Annotated in this window: 16 protein-coding genes, 1 pseudogene and 1 riboswitch; of the genes and pseudogenes, 14 read left to right on the forward strand and 3 right to left on the reverse strand. The window is 50.8% G+C overall.

Translation table 11 applies throughout. From position 1 onward, the window contains the following. The first annotated feature begins 99 nt into the window (after positions 1-99). The 3 genes from J2Z18_RS13220 (at position 100) to J2Z18_RS13230 (ending at position 5,604) form a co-directional block, all read left to right on the forward strand. Positions 100-2,343 (forward strand): stalk domain-containing protein, encoded by a 2,244-nt coding sequence (locus tag J2Z18_RS13220; RefSeq protein WP_007128294.1) that lies wholly within the window; start codon positions 100-102, stop codon positions 2,341-2,343. Between the two features lie 600 nt (positions 2,344-2,943). Further along, complete coding sequence (locus tag J2Z18_RS13225; protein ID WP_007128293.1) at positions 2,944-4,152, forward strand: aminotransferase class I/II-fold pyridoxal phosphate-dependent enzyme; 1,209 nt, start codon at positions 2,944-2,946, stop codon at positions 4,150-4,152. 117 nt (positions 4,153-4,269) lie between these two features. Beyond that, positions 4,270-4,370, forward strand: a riboswitch (purine riboswitch). 70 nt (positions 4,371-4,440) lie between these two features. After that, complete coding sequence (locus J2Z18_RS13230) at positions 4,441-5,604, forward strand: MFS transporter (RefSeq protein ID WP_007128292.1); 1,164 nt, start codon at positions 4,441-4,443, stop codon at positions 5,602-5,604. A 142-nt stretch (positions 5,605-5,746) separates the two neighbouring features. On the opposite strand, the gene J2Z18_RS13235 is transcribed toward J2Z18_RS13230, so the two are convergent. Then, positions 5,747-6,754 carry a substrate-binding domain-containing protein gene (locus J2Z18_RS13235; protein WP_007128291.1) on the reverse strand — a complete coding sequence of 336 codons (1,008 nt, stop codon included), beginning with the start codon at positions 6,752-6,754 and terminating at the stop codon, positions 5,747-5,749. A gap of 148 nt (positions 6,755-6,902) precedes the next feature. Continuing rightward, entirely contained in the window at positions 6,903-8,099 is a 1,197-nt protein-coding gene (locus tag J2Z18_RS13240; RefSeq protein WP_007128290.1) for an AGE family epimerase/isomerase, read from the reverse strand. Between the two features lie 276 nt (positions 8,100-8,375). Between J2Z18_RS13240 and J2Z18_RS13245 the strand changes: the two are divergent. The 6 genes and pseudogenes from J2Z18_RS13245 to J2Z18_RS13270 all read left to right on the forward strand — a co-directional run. After that, positions 8,376-8,561, forward strand: a pseudogene (locus tag J2Z18_RS13245) (glycoside hydrolase family 5 protein); the annotation flags it as partial. Between the two features lie 341 nt (positions 8,562-8,902). Further along, on the forward strand, positions 8,903-9,442 hold the full coding sequence (locus tag J2Z18_RS13250) for a MarR family winged helix-turn-helix transcriptional regulator (protein WP_007128288.1): 540 nt from the start codon (positions 8,903-8,905) through the stop codon (positions 9,440-9,442). A 30-nt stretch (positions 9,443-9,472) separates the two neighbouring features. Further along, a complete protein-coding gene (locus J2Z18_RS13255; protein ID WP_007128287.1) occupies positions 9,473-10,933 on the forward strand; it encodes an aryl-sulfate sulfotransferase in 1,461 nt (486 codons plus the stop codon). After that, complete coding sequence (locus J2Z18_RS13260; protein WP_007128286.1) at positions 10,920-11,960, forward strand: ABC transporter substrate-binding protein; 1,041 nt, start codon at positions 10,920-10,922, stop codon at positions 11,958-11,960. Before J2Z18_RS13255 ends, J2Z18_RS13260 begins: the two co-directional genes overlap by 14 nt. Next, the gene (locus J2Z18_RS13265; protein ID WP_007128285.1) at positions 11,957-12,733 is read left to right on the forward strand and encodes an ABC transporter ATP-binding protein; all 777 of its coding nucleotides are present in this window, start codon (positions 11,957-11,959) and stop codon (positions 12,731-12,733) included. The genes J2Z18_RS13260 and J2Z18_RS13265 overlap by 4 nt, the downstream gene beginning before the upstream one ends. Before the next feature lie 28 nt (positions 12,734-12,761). Continuing rightward, positions 12,762-13,538, forward strand: coding sequence for an ABC transporter permease (locus J2Z18_RS13270; protein WP_007128284.1), 777 nt, complete (start codon positions 12,762-12,764; stop codon positions 13,536-13,538). A gap of 67 nt (positions 13,539-13,605) precedes the next feature. Here the strand turns inward: J2Z18_RS13270 and J2Z18_RS13275 are convergent, their stop codons facing one another. Continuing rightward, the gene (locus tag J2Z18_RS13275; RefSeq protein WP_007128283.1) at positions 13,606-14,160 is read right to left on the reverse strand and encodes a helix-turn-helix domain-containing protein; all 555 of its coding nucleotides are present in this window, start codon (positions 14,158-14,160) and stop codon (positions 13,606-13,608) included. A 130-nt stretch (positions 14,161-14,290) separates the two neighbouring features. On the opposite strand from J2Z18_RS13275, the gene J2Z18_RS13280 reads away from it, so the two are divergent. The 5 genes from J2Z18_RS13280 to pdxR all read left to right on the forward strand — a co-directional run bounded on the left by J2Z18_RS13280 (position 14,291) and on the right by pdxR (position 18,431). Then, on the forward strand, positions 14,291-14,872 hold the full coding sequence (locus tag J2Z18_RS13280) for a LysE family transporter (RefSeq protein ID WP_007128282.1): 582 nt from the start codon (positions 14,291-14,293) through the stop codon (positions 14,870-14,872). 62 nt (positions 14,873-14,934) lie between these two features. Further along, a complete protein-coding gene (locus J2Z18_RS13285; protein WP_007128281.1) occupies positions 14,935-15,765 on the forward strand; it encodes a helix-turn-helix transcriptional regulator in 831 nt (276 codons plus the stop codon). A 112-nt stretch (positions 15,766-15,877) separates the two neighbouring features. Then, positions 15,878-16,300: a VOC family protein gene (locus J2Z18_RS13290; RefSeq protein ID WP_007128280.1), complete on the forward strand. Its 423-nt coding sequence runs from the start codon at positions 15,878-15,880 to the stop codon at positions 16,298-16,300. A 177-nt stretch (positions 16,301-16,477) separates the two neighbouring features. Then, positions 16,478-16,648 (forward strand): hypothetical protein, encoded by a 171-nt coding sequence (locus J2Z18_RS13295; RefSeq protein WP_208604277.1) that lies wholly within the window; start codon positions 16,478-16,480, stop codon positions 16,646-16,648. Positions 16,649-17,003: 355 nt separating this feature from the next. Next, positions 17,004-18,431, forward strand: coding sequence for a MocR-like pyridoxine biosynthesis transcription factor PdxR (gene pdxR, locus J2Z18_RS13300; RefSeq protein WP_007128279.1), 1,428 nt, complete (start codon positions 17,004-17,006; stop codon positions 18,429-18,431). Positions 18,432-18,494: the final 63 nt, after the last annotated feature.

Below are 18,494 nucleotides of genomic sequence, written 5' to 3' on the forward strand. Positions count from 1 at the left end.
AATAATTGAGGAATGAGAGAAACTTTTTTACCAATATTTGCGTCTAATAGTATGGACATCTTTCATTATAAACAAAATAGGATTAGAAGGAGCTTAGGAATGAAACTGAAGAAACGATCACTGCTTGCTGTGCTCGCTGTAGCTCAACTTGCTGCGGCATATCCGGCGAGTGCGGATGCAAGTGTCCCGGACGACAAGTCGGGAACAGTGACCCAAGAAGTGTACGAACAGACAGCAACGAACAAGAGCGCCGAAACGAAGGGGACCTCGCAAACTTCTCAAACTTCTCAAACGGACGCTGCTTCGACAGAGACAGTAACAGGGGAAGTTACTGAAGAGCAAGATGGTACGACCGATCCGGCAGCAGGAGGCACGGGCGGCGAACAAGAGCCAACCGTTCCTGGAGAAGCCCAGGATAATCAGAATGATCCAAATAACCCAAATAATCCAAATAACCAGATAAGCGCTGGCGGCAAAGAACTTATTCTTTATTTCAACAGCACCAAGATGATTCAAGACGGCGTGACCTACAATGCGCCTCAGCCGATGCAAGTGAAGAAGGGCATATCCTACGTTCCCATTCGTGCTCTTGTAGATCGGGTCGGCTTCAAGGTCTCTTACGACAAGAAAACGAAGGAGACGGTAATTACAAAAGGCAGCAACGAGCTCCGATTCAAAACAAACAGCAGCAAATACACCGTGAACGGCGTATCCAAGAACATGAAGGGCACTTCCTATCAGACAAACGGCACCTTTATGGTTCCACTGACTGCCATCACGCAGGCGTTAGAGATTCCTTATTCCGTTGATAACGCGGGCAAGCGTGTAATCATGAATTTGCAGACCAAGCCGGTAGCCAAATTCACCGTGGGCCCGAAAGAGATTTTGGCCGGACAAACGACCGTTACATACACAACAGAGGTTGAGAATGCCCAGGGCGAGATCATCAATGAGCGCTGGGAAGGAAGACAGGACATATTCGATACGCCGGGAGAGTACACCATTACCTATGCCGTTCAGGATTCCACCGGAACCTGGAGTGATCCTTACAGCGTAAAAATTACCGTCGTTCAACCTAACCAGCCGCCTGTCGCCATGTTTGATACCGATAAGGGCGAATACAAGATGGGTGAGCTGGTCACGATCATCGATCAGAGCTATGACGACATAGATAAGAACGAGCAATTGACCTACAAATGGGAAAACAAGCAGTATGCATACTTTACTCCGGGAGTTCATACGATCCGGCTGACCGTAACGGACAGAAAGGGGCTCAGCTCCACTTACGAGCATACGATTCATATCACAGACGAAACCCTGTATGTAGAAGAAGACTTCAACAAGCTCTTTATTCCGGAAGGCGAGAAATTCACTTTCACGGGCTCGGTGACATCCAGAGATAAAATCAATTACGAGTTCTATGACGAGCCGAGCACGCTGATCCGCAGCAACAGCCCGGAGACCGTCAACAGCGAAGGCATTGTTTATCGGGAAACGGCATCCGGGGATATGCGGTTTATGATCCACCATGTGAACAACTTGAATAAGAACGTTAAGATGTACGTCGTGGCAACAAACAAAAACAGCACGCCGGTAACGCTTCGCCAAGACTTTCTTGGTTTTGCCGGACCTTCTCCGATCGCCACAGCGGCAGGGAAGAAATCGGTGCTGAATTACTTCCAATCGATGCAGGATGGTTCGAAGCAAATGTCGGTAACACTTGCACCGGGCGAGCAGAAGCTGGTGATGACCGAGCTTAGCGAAGTCCGCATGAAGCAAGGGCATGTCATCTCTTTATATTCGGATATGTACAGCGATTTGCCGATTCAATTCGATGTCATTATGATCGACGAGAAAGCCGACCCGCTGAAGGTGCTGCCGGAGCTCCCGATCTTGAACCGAGACGGTGTGCATAACCGCGGCACCTATCCGGATTCCACCCGTGTCATCCGTTATTCCGAGCTTGTCGGCGCGGATCCCCAGCGGTTGGTTCTAGGGGATAACATGGATGATCCGAACCTTCAGGGAACGGACCCGATGGTCGGAGATACTACCTCGAATACGGGTAACTTTGGCGTCCTGTACAAAATTACGCTGGACCGCGTTGCGCCGAATACGCTGATTTCGTTTAACCCGCGCGGCGGAAAGTATTCCGGCTATGCAATGGTTAACGGAACGATTACGCCGATCTACTCGTTAGGCCAGGTATCCCCTGGTGAACAATCGGTTCTGTACCGGACCGGCGATTATGAACAGCAGGTAGACATTATTCTGACCGCGGCCCCAGGCAGCAATCTGCCGGTGAATCTGTTATTTACTCAGATGCCGGAATTAAAGCAATAATGAATGGGTATCCCCTATAGATTCATGAAGACTCCACACTTACGGCTTCGGCTTTGAGAGTGGGGTCTTTTTGTAGGAGTGAGGAAAAACAAAGAGAATTATCCCTTCTTCTGGCGCAACACGTACCTGTTGAATTTTACGCGTATCCTTCTGGGCACTTCGTTAGGCTTTCTGATTGTGCCCGACCCTGCTTCGAGCAACAACTTCTTGATGACGGAACTGACATTCGAACCGTTTTTATCCTAATCTTGCGTTTTCTCTTCTTTGGTTTGAATCCCACAGTTTTAGTTTTTTTTGCATCGTTTCTTTTTCCTAGTCGGACATCCCATCCGCGAACATCTCCCCATGAACTGGTATATCATACGTCTCCTGTGCATGCGTTGAGTGCGCAAGTACCCATGTGGAACTTAGAACAACAACTATTTTTAAACGAAGGTTAGGCGATGAGCTCACAGGTTATAGACTGATTATGAGAGGCGGTTAAGGCAGGGAGTTATTCATATGCAGGGAAGGGAACGCCTTGGGGCCTGCCCAGTGTAGAGCTTATTCATGCTATAATAAATGCAAAAAAAGCGGGTGTAATCATTGACGAATTCTAGAATGCGCCGTTCATGGCGCGCCGATAAGCTCTCACATCTCGGCTCTTCCATTTTTGCGGAGGTCGCGGAGTGGAAACAGGAGGCGTTGCAAGCAGGTAAACAAGTGATCGATTTGGGCATCGGCAGCCCGGACCGCGGCCCCTCATTAACGATACGCGAAACGCTAAGCTCGGAAGTGATGAAAGAAGAGCAGTATTCTTACCCAGGCACAAGCGGCACGCCGGAATTCCGCAGCCAATGTGCGGCTTGGATGGCATACCGTTATGGGGTCAAGGTAAACCCTGATTCCGAAATGCTGGCCTTAATGGGCTCGCAGGATGGACTATCCCATCTGGCCCAAGCCATCTGCAATCCTGGAGATATCGCCATCGTTCCCGATCCGGGGTATCCGATCTACACCGGCGCATTGGCCATTGCAGGCGTAACCCCTTGGCATGTTCCCTTGAGAGAGGAGCGGGGCTTCCTTCCCGATCTGGATCGAATTCCGGAAGAGGTATGGGAGCAGGCGGTTTTCATCCTGCTGAATTTTCCCGGCAATCCGATTGCGGCGGAAGCCGATCTAGCCTTCTTCGAATCCTTGGTCGAGAAGGCGAAGCGGCATCATGTGCTGATTGTGCATGATATGGCTTATTCGGAAATGGGATTTGACGGTTACCGGCCAGTCAGCATTTTGCAGGCGAAAGGCGCCAAAGAAGTTGCGGTGGAACTCCATTCATTCTCGAAAAGCTTCAATATGGCCGGATGCCGAGTTGGATTCCTGACCGGAAATCCGGAGGCTGTCGGTTCGCTTCGCGAATTTAAGAACAACATCGATTTTGGCGTATTTAAACCGATTCAGTCCGCTGCAATTGCTGCATTGAAGGATGCAATGGCGGACCCCGAAGCCGGAAATGCGGCTGCATCGCTGTACGAGTCCCGCCGAGACGTATTGGTGGAAGCACTGGCTGAAGCAGGGTGGGAGGTACGTAAGCCGTGTGCGACCATGTTCCTGTGGGCCAAGCTACCGCCGGCATTCTTGCAGCGCAATCAGCCTTGGAGCTCGCGAGCTTTCGCTCGGGAGCTGCTGCTCAAAACCGGTGTCGCCGTCATCCCCGGCGATGCTTTCGGCTCCGAAGGGGAAGGATTCGTACGCATTGCGCTAGTGCAGGAAGAGCATGTGCTGCGTGAAGCCGCAAGACGGATCGGCTCATTCCTAAGTGAATTTGCGTAAGCTTTCGGATGTGGCAGATGTTGGATCATTCTTTGCTAAGATAATTTGAAAATCTCTGAAAAAATGTTTCATAGGGTTGATCATTAACAAACGATGTGATAAATTATTCAACAGTGCTAGAAACGAATATTCACAGCTAGTATAACCTCATTAATATGGTCTGAGGGTCTCTACCAGGAACCGTAAAAATCCTGACTACTGAAAATGGCTTTTTCATTTTCCGTCGTCAGGATTATTTTTTTGGCCGCAGAAGTTATACATGCGATGATGGAAGGAGATCGATAGCAAATGAATTTGAAGGTGCTTATCCTTGCAATCTCAACCATATGCGTTGGATTGGTGGAATTGATTGTCGGCGGTATTTTGCCCCAAATTGCTCAAGATTTAAATATTTCAATCGGTACCGCAGGGCAATTGATCACGGTATTCGCCCTGATCTATGCTTTTTCGGGGCCGGTTCTTCTTGTTTTGACGGCAAAAATGGAACGTAAGCGGCTATATATGCTGTCCCTGTTCGTATTCTTTGTCGCAAACGTGATAGCATACGTAAGTCCGAATTTCACGATGCTGATGGCTGCAAGAATACTGACGGCCATGAGCACGGCGCTTATTATTGTGCTGTCGCTGACCATTGCGGCGAAGGTGGTGGAGCCTGCGCACCGGGCTAAGGCTCTTGGCTTCATTTATATGGGCATCAGCTCGTCCCTGGTGCTGGGGGTGCCGCTGGGGATCATGATTAGCGAAGCCTACGGATGGCGCGTTCTGTTCCTCGGGATCGGCGTCCTGTCGATCGGATCGATGGCGCTTATTTACTTCTTCCTGGACCGGATCCAGCCGGATCAAGTGACTCCGCTCCGTGAGCAGATCAAGGCGCTGGCCAATCCGAAAATTGCCGGGGCTCATCTGGCATGCTTGTTTATGCTGGCGGGACATTATACCGTATACGCGTATTTTACGCCGTTTCTGGAGTCGGAGCTGGGGCTGAACCCGTACTGGATTAGTGTCTTCTACTTTATATTCGGTTTATCGGCCGTAGGTGGAGGTGCTTTTGGCGGAGCACTTGCCGATGCTCTCGGATCCCCTAAGAGCATTATTATGATCATTACTTCATTTATGCTGGTACTGTTTGCCTTGCCGTTCACGACGTTCTCCATGGTCTTGTTCATGGCAGTCATGATCATTTGGGGTGCGTTAAGCTGGAGCCTGGCTCCGCCGCTGCAAAACTACCTGATTCAGGTGGACCCGGACACGTCCGATATCCAGCAAAGCTTCAACAACTCAGCGCTGCAGCTTGGCATTTCCCTTGGTTCAGCTATCGGAGGTATCGTCTTGGAGCAGGGGGGCTCTGTCAGCAGTACGGCATGGGTTGGAGGCGGGGTGGTCATTATCTCCCTTGTGTGTGCGATTTATTCCCTGACTAGGCCCGCTCTTTCAGCAAGATTGAGCAAATGAGGTTAACCCGAAGCAAAATTGAATAAAAGGCAGCTGCTACAGGTGAACTGCAGCTCCACTGTTAAGTTATGTCTAACAATAACAATAGGGGTGCAGTTCACAGGGCAGTTGCCTTTTTTTGCGTCTTTTATGCATGAGAAGGCTATAGCAGCTTTCGCACGGATTCGCGGTAAATGATTTTGCCCGGAACGACGATGCGGCCGTGCCGCAGGTCGGGCGAAGCGATTTTGCCCAGCATGGCCTGGATGGAGGATTGCGCCAGCTGTTCAATATCGACCTCCACCGTCGTTAGATGCGGGTCGGTCAATGTGGCGTAGATATCATTGTCAAAGCCGACGACGGAGCAATCCTCCGGTATGCGGCAGCCGTCATTCTTCAATTGTTGGACTACCAGATAGGCTACCTGATCGCAATTGCATACAAAGGCCGTTGGCATTTCATCAGGAAGGGCGATGTCGACGAAGCTCCCGTGCTCATCGCGGTCATGAAGAACCCACTCTTGGCGAAGCGGAATCCGATGTTCAAGAAGCGACTTGTAATATCCGAGGAAGCGGTCCTGAATGCTGCTCGTGGAATGGATGCTTCCAACAAAAGCGATGTTCCGATGTCCCTGACGGATCAAGTAGTTCGTCAGCTCATAGGCACCGTAAAAATTATCGGTGACCACGGCGTCAATATCGCGATGATCGTCATAAAAATCAAGAAACACGATCGGCGTCCGGGTCGAATCCATAAGCTCGATATATGGTTTGCTGATCTGACCGAGCAGAATAATGCCGTCAACCTTCCGGTCATAGTACACGCGCGGCAGTTGGAGCTCCTGCTCATCCGAGCTGCTTAGAATATGAAGGATGCCGTAATAGCCATAGGATTCAAGCGCTTTCGCTATTTCTTGATAAACCCTTAAATAAAACGACTGATCCGGTCCGGTAAACCGCTCGGGAATGACTACGCCGATATTGTAGGTTAATCCTTCGCGCATCGACTTGGCGGCCGTGTTCAAACGGTAGCCCAGTTCCACCGCGACAGCCTTGATCTTCTGCTTCAGCTCGCCGCCAACGCCCTCCTTATCATTCAAAGCTTTGGATACCGTTACCGTGCTGACGCCTAGCTTTTCGGCGATATCCTTCATCGTAATATGTTTGCTCACCGCAATGTCTCTCTCCTTATCAGCAATGGCTGCAAGCCTTTTTTTCTCTCTGAAGTATTAGATTCGAGAGAATGCTCGCCTGGTTCAAAATCAAGTATACCTGCTTGGGAATGACAAATAAAGACGAGACCAGCGGCTAATATTATCATTAAGCCTTTGAGTGCAGCCGCTCCATCCGAAGCAGCATCTCAATGCAGAAGCGGCTGTTATGGTAGGGACATTTCCAGGGACCGGCAATTTCACGTCCAGCGGGATTTCCTTGCCCGTCAACGGACCAGTACCATTCACCGCCCGGACGCGGATCGATGATCATCTCGCTGGTATAGCTCCATATCTTTCGCACTAGCTCGAGGAAGCGTGCTTCGCCCGTGAGCTCATACGCATTCAGAAAGCCGACCATCGCTTCGGCCTGTACCCACCATATGCGGGTCGTATCCAGCCGGCCGCCTTCCTCCTCGTTCATCACGGAGCCATCCGATAGTATGGCACGCGCGGATACGGAATGCGCGAGGGCAAGGACCATTTGCTTATACTTCGGATTCGAAAGCTCTGCAGCTTCAATCGCGTCTTGAATCAGCCAGCTTGCTTCAATGTCGTGGCCGAAGGAAGTCACATCCGTCAGCGATGCCCAGTTCTTGTCGAAGAAAACATTAAGCCTTCCAAGCTCCGGATCAAACATACGATCATGCAAAATCGACAGCAGCCGATCCAGCGATTGCCTCACCTGCGGATCCGGCCAAATGCGGTAAAGCGTGGTATAGGCTTCAAGCACGTGGATATGCGTGTTCATCGTAATGTCTGCCACAACTCCGTTGCCGCTCAGCATTACATTAGGCTGCTCGTTCCATTCCCGGTCAAACTCTTCCCGATAGGCCCCGATTTGCTCATCATAACCGACCGTTTCAATCGTTTTAAACAGCTCCTGTGCGAGCTTCAGCGCGTCAGGTTCACCGGTTGCACGGAAATATTTGCTTAAAGCGTATACGCCGAAGGCTTGATTATAGATGTGCTTACGGGTGTCCAGCGGATTTCCTTGATAGTCTGCCATCCAGATCAACCCGCCCAATTCGGAATCCAGCAGCCGCTTGGTAAGGAAGGAGAACGCATGTCGCGCGCATTTAAGATAATCCGCAATTCCCGTGACGCGATAGGCTGCGGCAAAGCTCCATAAGATTCTTGAATTCGCAATACAGCCTTTCGGAGCACGAGGCTTAACGGTAAGTGAGAAATCGACTTCGCCGTAATATCCGCCATTTGATTCATCCTTTAAACGGGTCCAGAAGGGGAGGATATGCTCAAGCCATTCCTTGCGAATCTCATTAAAGATCGGATCATGTGTATTCATAAGAGCCTCCATATAAAGTAATCGATTAACTAAATATAAATCTAATGGTTGAGGACCATATATGTCAACGCGGAAGTTCGACACAACGCAAATACCAGGGATCGTTAAAATCAGATTGACTATTACAAATCCGCATTATAAACTCCATTTATAAATTAAACGATAACCTAAATCGAGCTGATGAAGAATTCGCGTTGATATCCGTTCGTTCCTAAAGGAGGAAAAAGCGTGTTGTCATTATGGATCGAATGGAGGACTCATTTGTTAGTCGCTCTTATGCTCACTGTGGTCGGAAGCGGGTTTTCGAGAACAGAGACTGCTGCCGGTTTTTATGTAAGCGGAACCACGTTGTATGACTCAACCGGAAAGGCTTTTGTGATGAGGGGGGTGAACCATGCCCACACCTGGTATAAAAACGACCTCCATACTGCGATTCCTGCCATCGCCATTACGGGTGCCAATGGAGCGAATGGGATAAAGCAAACCTCGAAGAAAGCCGGAATATTTAACTGAGCAGAAGTATTAGTTAATTCCCACTTGACAGGTTGAATTAATGGGTTTAATCTAAGCACAAGCAAGTGGTTTATTTATCATTAAATGAACGCTCATTATCTTAGTATTGAAAGATATAATCAGCCGATTGGTCCACCAAAGGCTCCTGATCATTCTCACCTCGTGTAAGAGGTAAGAATGGCAGGAGCCTTTCTGCTTTAACGAAGGCAGAAAGGCCGCGCCTTTTAAGGAGCGCAAGGCTGATTCACCGACCGGCAGACGGAGGGTATGCTAACCGGGAAAGGAGCGGTATGGAGAAAAACAAGGATTGGATATTGATGGAAGAGGCGGACTGGCATTTTCGCAAGCTTGTTCGTAGATTTGTGAAAGAACGCGACAAGATTTCGGTAGAGGGCGTATCCCTTCCCGGCTTGCTGATCTTGAAGACGATTGAGCGAAACGGCGAACAGCGATTAGGCGATCTTGCGGAGGTTCTGGATTTCACGTCCGGGGCAGTTACCGCCCTGTGCGACAAGCTGGAGGCCGCCGGGTTTGCCGTCAGGCAGAGAAGCCGGACCGACAGGCGCTCAATCGCGCTTAATATTACGGAGCGTGGGCGGAAGATGCTGCTTCGAAATCAGGAGGTTGGCACCTGCATCATCGATTTATTGTTCGGCACTTTTTCGCAAGAGGAGTTAATTCAGCAAATCCATTATTTTAAACGACTCAACGAATCGCTGGTGGGCTTCTCGGAACGGATTGACGAGCTGGTCGGCCATATCTCCGAAGGACCAGCGGGAAAAGGCGGATCTCCAGCTTCCCGGCGTAACCGGGATTTTATCTCATATTAATGATCACGTTATTAAGGAGTGGGTTGAACTATGGGACATCCGACGATTTATCCTACGGGTGCGACGGTATATTTGCCTGAAAAGGCCTGGAGCGGCTATACGATATTTCAGGCAGCTGATGTCGGCGCGCTCCTGATTGACATGAATGGCAGAGAGGTACACCTATGGAAAGGGCTGCGTGGTTTTCCCAACAAGCTGTTTCCAGGAGGATTTGTACTAGGCAGCACTTCCGAGCGGGATCCGAAATATGGCTTCCAGGATGAGAGCAATCTCGTTCAGGTCGATTGGGAAGGCAATATCGTATGGAAATTTGACCGCTATGAATTTATCGAAGATCCGGGTCATTCTCCGCAGTGGATGGCTCGCCAGCATCATGATTATCAGCGGGAAGGCAACCCGGTAGGCTACTATGCGCCGGGGCAGGAACCCAAGACCGACTCGGGCACAACGATCATCCTTGCGCACAAAAATGTCACCCGTTCCGAGATCGCGAGCATCGAGCTGCTTGATGACACGATTATTGAAGTCGATTGGGAAGGGCGAATCTTATGGGAGTGGTCCGTGAGCGATCATTTCTCCGAGCTTGGGTTTGACGAAGATGCGAAGCAGTCTCTGTATCGGGACCCGAACACCCGCGGCTTCGGCGTCCATGCAGGTGACTGGATGCATATCAATTCGGTGTCGGTATTAGGGCCCAACAAGCATTATGATGCGGGAGACCAGCGTTTCCATCCGGATAACATCATCTGGGATGCCAGAGAAAGCAATATCATTGCCATCATCTCCAAACGTACAGGCGAAATCGTCTGGAAGCTGGGCCCGAATTATGATCAGGAGGAAGTGAAGCATATTGGCTGGATCATTGGTCAGCACCATGCTCATCTGATCCCCAAGGGGCTTCCGGGCGAAGGAAACATTCTCATTTTCGACAACGGGGGCTGGGGCGGATATGGAAGTCCTAATCCGGAGTCGCCTGACGGTCTGAAGGTTGCTCGCCGGGATCACTCCCGCGTTCTGGAGATCAATCCCGTTACCTTGGAGATCGAATGGCAGTACACACCGACGGAAGCCGGCTTTCAGGCACCGCTGGACTCCTACCGTTTCTACAGTCCGTACATCAGCTCGGCGCAGCGCCTCCCTAACGGCAACACGCTGATTACGGAAGGCGCGGACGGGCGGATCTTCGAAGTGACACGGGAGCATGAGCTGGTATGGGAGTACATATCGCCGTATAAAAACAACCGGAACTCCAACATGGTCTACCGGGCGTATCGTGTGCCGTACGATTGGGTTCCGCAGCTTGAGAAGCCCATCGAAACGGAGATCCCCAAGATCGATGTCGCCGATTACCGCCTTCCGGGAGCAGCACCGCGGGGGGCCATTACGACCGTTGAAGTTGAAGGGACGATCTCTTACGGAGAGGGAGCCCTCTGCGTGGCCAGAACGGATGAAACGGCCAGAAAGGACCGGGATCGCCATGAACAGAACTAGCCGAAATGGTGGAAAACGAAGTGTCTTGCTCCTTCTGTGCTTATTGAGCATCTCGGGTCTGCTTGGCGGCTGCAGCGGCGTATCAGGTGAGGAGCAGCAGGAAAGCCGGCTAAAACTTAAAATTGCGGATATTTCCACAAATACGACATTCCGCGTTGCGAAATCCAAGGGGATCTTCGAAAAGTACGGAATCGAAGTGGAGCTGGTAAATTTCGCAACGCCTGCCGAAGGCGTGAACTCCCTGTTCATCAAACAGGTGGATGTTGCATTCGGCGCCGACTTTCCGCTTCTGAACGCTGCCGGTAAGGGCGATTACACCATCTTTGCTTCATCCGGTACGGCAACGGATCTCAGCGCAAGCGAATGGAAGCTGTACGTTCGCAAGGAAATCGAAAGCGCAGCCGATCTGAAAGGCAAGAAGCTGAGCTTCTCAAGAGGGACCTTTATTCCTTATTTATGGGATGTGTACTTGGCCGAGAACGGTATTGCTATTTCCGATGTGGAGCTCGTCGGCCAGGGAGGCTTCGATGAGGCTTACGTCGCGTTGAAAAAAGGGGAGATTGACGCAGCATGGGTATACGGTGCTGTTCTGAATGAAAAATTCAGCGCCCTTTCAGAGGCGCGCGAGCTGACCGATATGTCGCAGACGCCGGTGCGGATCGGCACGGGGCTGATCGCGCCGACCGAGCTTCTGAAGAAGAACCGTGAAGGGTTTGTACAGTTCCTCAAGGCGCTTGATGAAGCTTCGGAATACGCGCAGAAACATCCGGAGGAAACGGCGGAAATCATGTACGCGGAAGTAAAGCAGCCGAAGGACGCGACTCTAAAGGATCTTCCGGTCAATCCATGGAGCATCGGATTCTCGGATAAGGCTTACGAGGGGCTGGAAGGACAGAAGGAGTATATGGTGTCCAGCGGCATTATCGAGAGAGACTTTGACCTGAAGGAGAAATTGGATTTGGATATCGTGAGGGAGGCATTTCCCGAACGCGTTATCGATATCAAGAAAGGGGATGGCGATCAATGAGCGCTGCGCCGCAAACGAACGGGATATATATTGAGCAGCTGAACAAAAGCTTCTCGCAGCCGGGAGCAGGGGAACTGCATTACATCATTCAGGATGTTAATTTGACGGTGAAAGGCGGAGAGTTCTTCATACTGCTCGGGCCGAGCGGCTGCGGCAAATCAACGCTGCTCGGGCTCATCGCGGGCTTCGTATCCAAGACGTCAGGCCAGGTGATGGTCGGGGAACGAGAAGTTGAGAGCCCCGGTCAGGACCGCGCTGTCGTATTTCAGCAGGCTGATTCTTCCTTGTTTCCGTGGCTGAACGTCCGGGAGAACGTCGAATTCGGCCTGCGGATGAAACGGATGCCTGCCACGATGCGAAGGGAAATCTCGGATCGGTATATCTCTTTGGTTGGGCTGGCCGGGCACGAGCAAAAATTCCCGAGGGAGCTGTCCGGCGGCATGAAGCAGCGCGTTCAACTGGCCAGAGTGCTCTCGAACGATCCTGCAATTCTGCTTATGGACGAACCGTTCGGGGCGCTTGATGCCATGACGAGACGCACGATGCAAAGGGAATTAGTCAATATCTGGAGAAAAACGAATAAAACCGTTATTTTTGTTACCCATGATATCCAGGAGGCGCTGCTCCTAGGAGAACGGATCGGCATTATGTCCGCAGGACCATCATCCAGGATCACGGATATTTACGACGTCCCTTTGCCTTATCCGCGCGATTTGTCCGAGCCGGAGTTCCACCGGCTTCATAATCGAATCCAAGAGCATTTTGATGACTAGCGATGCGAAGAAAGGAGTTTGGAGAACGATGAGCAATAACATGATCAAAGGCATTCGCCAACTCATCTTCTGGTTTGTCATACTGGCAGCGTGGCAGCTCCTGGCATGGGTCTACGGACCGGAGATTCTGCCGGGGCCAATCGATACGGCAAAAGGCGGGTATGAGCTGCTTCAAGACGGAACGCTGTTAAGCTACATCGGCATCAGCTCCTACAGGGTTCTGCTCGGTTGGACGCTAGGCAGCCTGATCGCGATTCCCGCAGGGCTCATTATCGGCAAGGTGAATGCCGTGCGAGCCATTGCAGAGCCTTTCCTGAATTTCATCCGCTTTATTCCGCCGATTGCCTTCATTACGTTATTTCTGGTCTGGTTCGGGATTGGGGAGACGTCAAAGGTCGCACTTATCTTGTACGCCACTTTTTTTATCGTGGTGCTGAACACGCTGACTGGCGTGTTGTCCGTGGAAGAGGACAAAATCCGTTCCGCCCGGAGCATGGGCGCATCCGAATGGCAAACGGTTCTTCATGTCATCATTCCCGCAACGGTTCCGTATATGTTCACGGGGGTAAGGCTTGCCATGGGGACGTCGTTCATGGCGATTATCGGAGCTGAAATGATTGCATCCAACGAAGGCGTCGGGTATTTGATCTGGAATTCCAGGCTGTTCTTCCGTACGGACTGGATATTCGTAGGCCTCATCTGCCTCGGCTTAATGGGCTTTCTGACGGATCGCGCTGTGGCGCTGCTCGGCAGGAAGCTGTTATCCCGATACGGGGTGGTCAGCACCCAGGCGCTTCGACGTTAAGATTAAATGCATCCCCGTTAAACGCATCCTATTAACAGGATGCGTTTAATTTGTCTGATTCCCAGCATTATTCTCTATAATGAATCACCATGCTGAACTGGTTAGTCGTTTCGCCGGAGTTGTGATAAACATGAGGTTTATCGGCTTTAAAGCGAATCGAATCCCCGCGACGCACCGTGTATTCCTCGGTACTGATCCGAATCGTTAGTTCTCCTTCGAACACCGTAATAAATTCCTCCGTTCCGTCGATGTGAGCCTCCGCGCTTAAATATCCCCCTTGCTCCATCTGAAGCGAGTAGATTTCAAATCTGCGTCCGTCCTCAAACGGAAACAACGGATAGATACGGACCTTTCCATTATCCTCAACCAATGCTTGGACCTCATCGGCAGGTACGACAACGGTATCCGTTGCCGGTTCATGGATCAGGGAGGTGAATGAGATTTTCAGCCCATTGGCGATTTTCCATACGGTAGCAATCGAGGGGCTGGATTCGCCGCGTTCAATTTGGCCGAGCATCGTCTTGCTGATTCCGGTCAAATCAGCCACTTTGTCCAGGCTAAGCTTGCGTTCTTCCCTGAGCCGCTTCAAGTTTTGAGCGAGAATGCTGTTGATATGCTTCATGTTCGAGTGCCTCCTGCTGAACAAATTTTAGATTGTGCGTTATAACGCACGTAATGTATAATTAAACGTACATACGTTATAGTGCACACATCGTAAATTATATCATACAACAAGAGGGGAGGAGGCGGCCATGCTCATACCTTTGCTTATGTTTGCTCTCGTTTCATCCTTTACGCCGGGACCGAACAATATTATCTCGATGACCCAGGCCCAAAAATACGGGTACCGGGCCGTTCTAAAGTTTATCGGTGGGGTTGCAGCGGGATGCTTCGTCATCATGCTGTTGTCCGGTTACTTCAATTTTGCGTTAAATCAATGGATTCCGAGGGTCAAGATCGCTTTGGATTTGTTGGGGAGCTTGTATTTGCTGTATTTAGCCGTCAAAATCATGAGAAGCAAGCCGCAGCAAAACGAAGACCTTGCCAGAGGCATGAATTCCTTCTGGTTCGGATTCTTCTTTCAATTCATCAATCCCAAGGTGATTCTATACGGTTTTACGGCCATTTCGTCCTTCGTAATCCCTGTGGCGGATTCCCGCATTCAATTGATCATGTTTTCATTACTGCTGACGGCCGTTGGGATTAGCGCCAACTTAACTTGGGCATTAAGCGGCAGGCTCCTCCAAAGTTTCCTTGACCGCCATGAGCGAGCATTCAATATTGCGATGGGGTTGCTGCTCATATACAGTGCGGTATCCATTTTCGCGAACTAGCCCAAGGGAGAGGCCAAATATCGTATAATGAAAGCGACGTCAGAACGAATGGGAGGGAGACCATGCGATCGTTCAACCCGCTGCAAGCTCCGATGATCGAGACTTCTCATCCGGACGCTTCCTACAGCTATCGCGAATTTCTGCCAAGTCCTGGACTGAGTCCTTATGTGGCCGCGTATTGGACACTGGATGTGCGGCCATCGGCTCGCCCGCCGCAGCATCGCATTTTGCCCGACGGATGCGTCGACATTATATTTGACCTCCATTCCCACTCCGCCTCCGAATGCGCCTTCGTGGCAGGGGTTATGACTGTACCGGACGCGTTCTCCATAACGGAGGATCACTGCCTGTTCGGCGTCCGCTTCTATTCGGAGACGGTTCGTTTATTCACTCGCTTTCCCGTCTCGGAATTCCGGAATACGCAAGTGTTCTTGCATGAGATTTGGGGTAGGGACGCCTTCGAGTTCAGCGAGAGCATCATGACAGCTGCCGAGACGAGCCAGCGGATCGAACGAATGGAATCTTATTTATGGAACAGGTTAGATCGGGCAGACTTCTCCCTTGACGAGCCGATTTTGCTGCATGGGCTCCGATATGTATACGAAGAGAAGGGGATGCTGAGCGTCAAATCCCTCTCGGAGAAGCTCCATTACAGCGAACGAACGGTACGTCGGGCTTTTCAAAAAGAGCTGGGCATCAGTCCCAAAGAAATGACGGACATCATCCGGTTTCAATATTTGCTGCGGGAGCTGCTTCATGCCCGATCCTTCCGGTTTCCGGATATCGCCGCTAAATACGGCTATTATGACCAGTCGCACTTTATCCACAGCTTCAAACGATTCTACGGCGCTTCGCCTCAGCAGGTGTTCCATGCCCCGTGCAGCCAGGGTTAGTGTACAAGATGTCCGTTTTTTACAATCCTTTACGGGTTATCGGAAGCGAAAATAAATAGTGACAGGAAGTTAAACCTGAAGGCGAAAGCCACACGTTTAGGAGGAATGTATCATGAAACCGCGTATATCTGTACTAACGCTTGGCGTTGATGACCTGGAGCGATCGCTGAAATTTTACCGCGACGGACTCGGCTTGCCGACTGAGGGGATTGTCGGAACCGAGTTTGAGCATGGAGCGGTTGCCTTTTTCGATCTGCAGGCTGGCGTGAAGCTGGCGATTTGGAGTCGCAAGGACTTGGCCGTGGAAGCGAATGTCCCGCATCATGCACCAAGCTCGACGGAAATGACGATCGGCCATAATGTCGGGAGCAAGAAAGAAGTCGATGAGGTCATGGAGCAAGCCGTAAAGGCAGGGGCAACCGTAACTGTCCCCGCTCAAGATACGTTCTGGGGAGGGTACTCGGGTCATTTCCTTGACCCGGACGGGCATCTGTGGGAAATATGCTGGAATCCGGCTTGGGAGCTGGAAGATTAAACGCCGTGGAATGATTGAGAACAGCGTACTGTAATAGGAGATAAACAGGGATAATGTAGGTAATGAAGAATAAGGTAAGCGATCAAGGATAACATAAGTGCAATCGCAGGCCAAGGCCTGCGATTTTTATATTTCAAGGCCAGGTGCTGGGAACGTCTGCAGGAGATCCTTTACTTCTTGAACGATTACGACTTGATAGAACGTCGCTTCGTTGTACAGCTGGCCGATCCGTCGGTATGTCTCGTCAAGGCGAGTCTGGTATTCATGCGCTTCTTTGTCCGGGTTCTCACGCTTGAACTGGTCCATGACCGCTTGAATATAAGCGGGACGGGCGCCCCATCGACCTAGGACCCTTCCATTGTCGTATCCATGAATTGCCGAAATGTTATGCCTTGGCCGATTTTGTCTTTTAGATGGATGAATGAGCTCATGTTATTCTTCCTCCCGACGCGAACGTTGTTGTTGCGGCTGGTCCTACCGATGCTCACGGTCACGACTCGATCATGCAAGGGAGAGACCGATGAAGGCGGATTCGGATCTAGTCGGTAAGCAAGTTCTATAATAAAATAAATCTGACTACTATAAAATGGTCAGTTTTTAATAAATCGTGCAGGTCACCTGTCCATGACATTAAAGAGGCCGGAGATATTATAAATTGCATATCACGCGACATTTCAAACACCAGATTGGGGGCAGCGTTCTTATGATCGATCTTATTCTACCGGAGCAAAGCGAGCAGCCTCTATACCAGCAATTGTATTTCCTCATACGCGACAGCATTCGAAGCGGGGTTATAGCAAACGGACAGCGGCTGCCTTCGGTAAGGTCGCTTCAAAATCAGTTGAATATTAGCAAAACCCCGATTGAAACGGCCTACCAGATGCTGACGGCGGAGGGCTATGTCATCAGCAAGCCCCGTTCCGGCCTGTATGCCGTTAACCCGTACCAACGCGAAGTGGCGCGACCTATAAGCGGGGAGGCTGCTAAACCTGCTGCGGCTGCACCAGTGCTAGGCACGGAATACAGCTTGCCTCCGGTTCAAGTTGATTTTAATCCGACAGCACTAGACCCGGGTGCTTTTCCAGTACGGATCTGGAATAAAATGCTCAAGGAATCGCTGGACCAACATCTGCAAGAAATCGGTCATTACGGTGATCCGCAAGGCGAATACGGTCTTCGTATGGTGGTTTCCGATTATTTGCGGAATTCAAGGGGCGTGCAATCTACGCCGGAGCAAGTCGTCATCGGAGCGGGCACGGCATACAGCATGGGGATTCTCTCCAAATTGCTTAAGGGCATCCAAGCGGTGGCATTCGAAGAGCCCGGCTACAGCCTTGTCCGTGATCAATTCCATTTGAACGGCTTTCAGGTCATACCGATCCCGGTCGGGGACTCCGGCATATCGATCACTGCGTTAAACCGGAGGCAGGTACAGCTGGTGTATGTCACGCCTTCCCATCAATTTCCTACAGGGAGCATTATGCCATACCCCGAGCGGGAACGCCTGCTGCGATGGGCAGAGGACAACCATGCATATATCATCGAGGATGATTATGATGGCGAATTTCGTTACCATGGAAAGCCGATTCCTTCCCTCCAAGGTCTGGACCGGAGCGGAAGGGTGATTTACGCGGGAACTTTCTCCAAGGTGCTGACGCCGACGCTTCGGATGAACTATCTGGTTCTTCCGCCGGATTTGATGAATCGGTTGAAGAAGATGCCGCATACGTTGTTTTTTGCTCCGTCCCGGGTTGAGCAGTGGGCGATGGAGTCTTTTTTCAAGGAGGGGCATTGGTACCGTCATATCCGCAGAACGAGAAGCTTGTATCGGAAGCGGCATCGACACCTAATTGACATCCTTCATACTTATCTTGGCAACCATGTGGAGATCTCCGGCCAGTATTCGGGATTGCATATCCAGCTGACGATTAAGAAGCATGTCACGTCAGAGGAGTTGATTCGCCTTGCGGCGGAACAGGGAGTAAGGGTTTATGATCTGCGAAAGATGTGGATCGGGCAAACGCAGGATGCCGGACAGTACCCGAGACTATATATGGGATTTGCGGGGTTGCGGGAGGAAGAGATGGAGTACGGAATCCAGCTGCTGCGTAATGCCTGGTCGCTTGATTAATGAACCGCCGCGTAACCCCGTGACCTAACCTCCGTGATCAAGAAAATGGCGTAAAATCAGGCT

Source organism: Paenibacillus lactis, assembly GCF_017873605.1.
Lineage (GTDB): Bacteria > Bacillota > Bacilli > Paenibacillales > Paenibacillaceae > Paenibacillus_AQ > Paenibacillus_AQ lactis.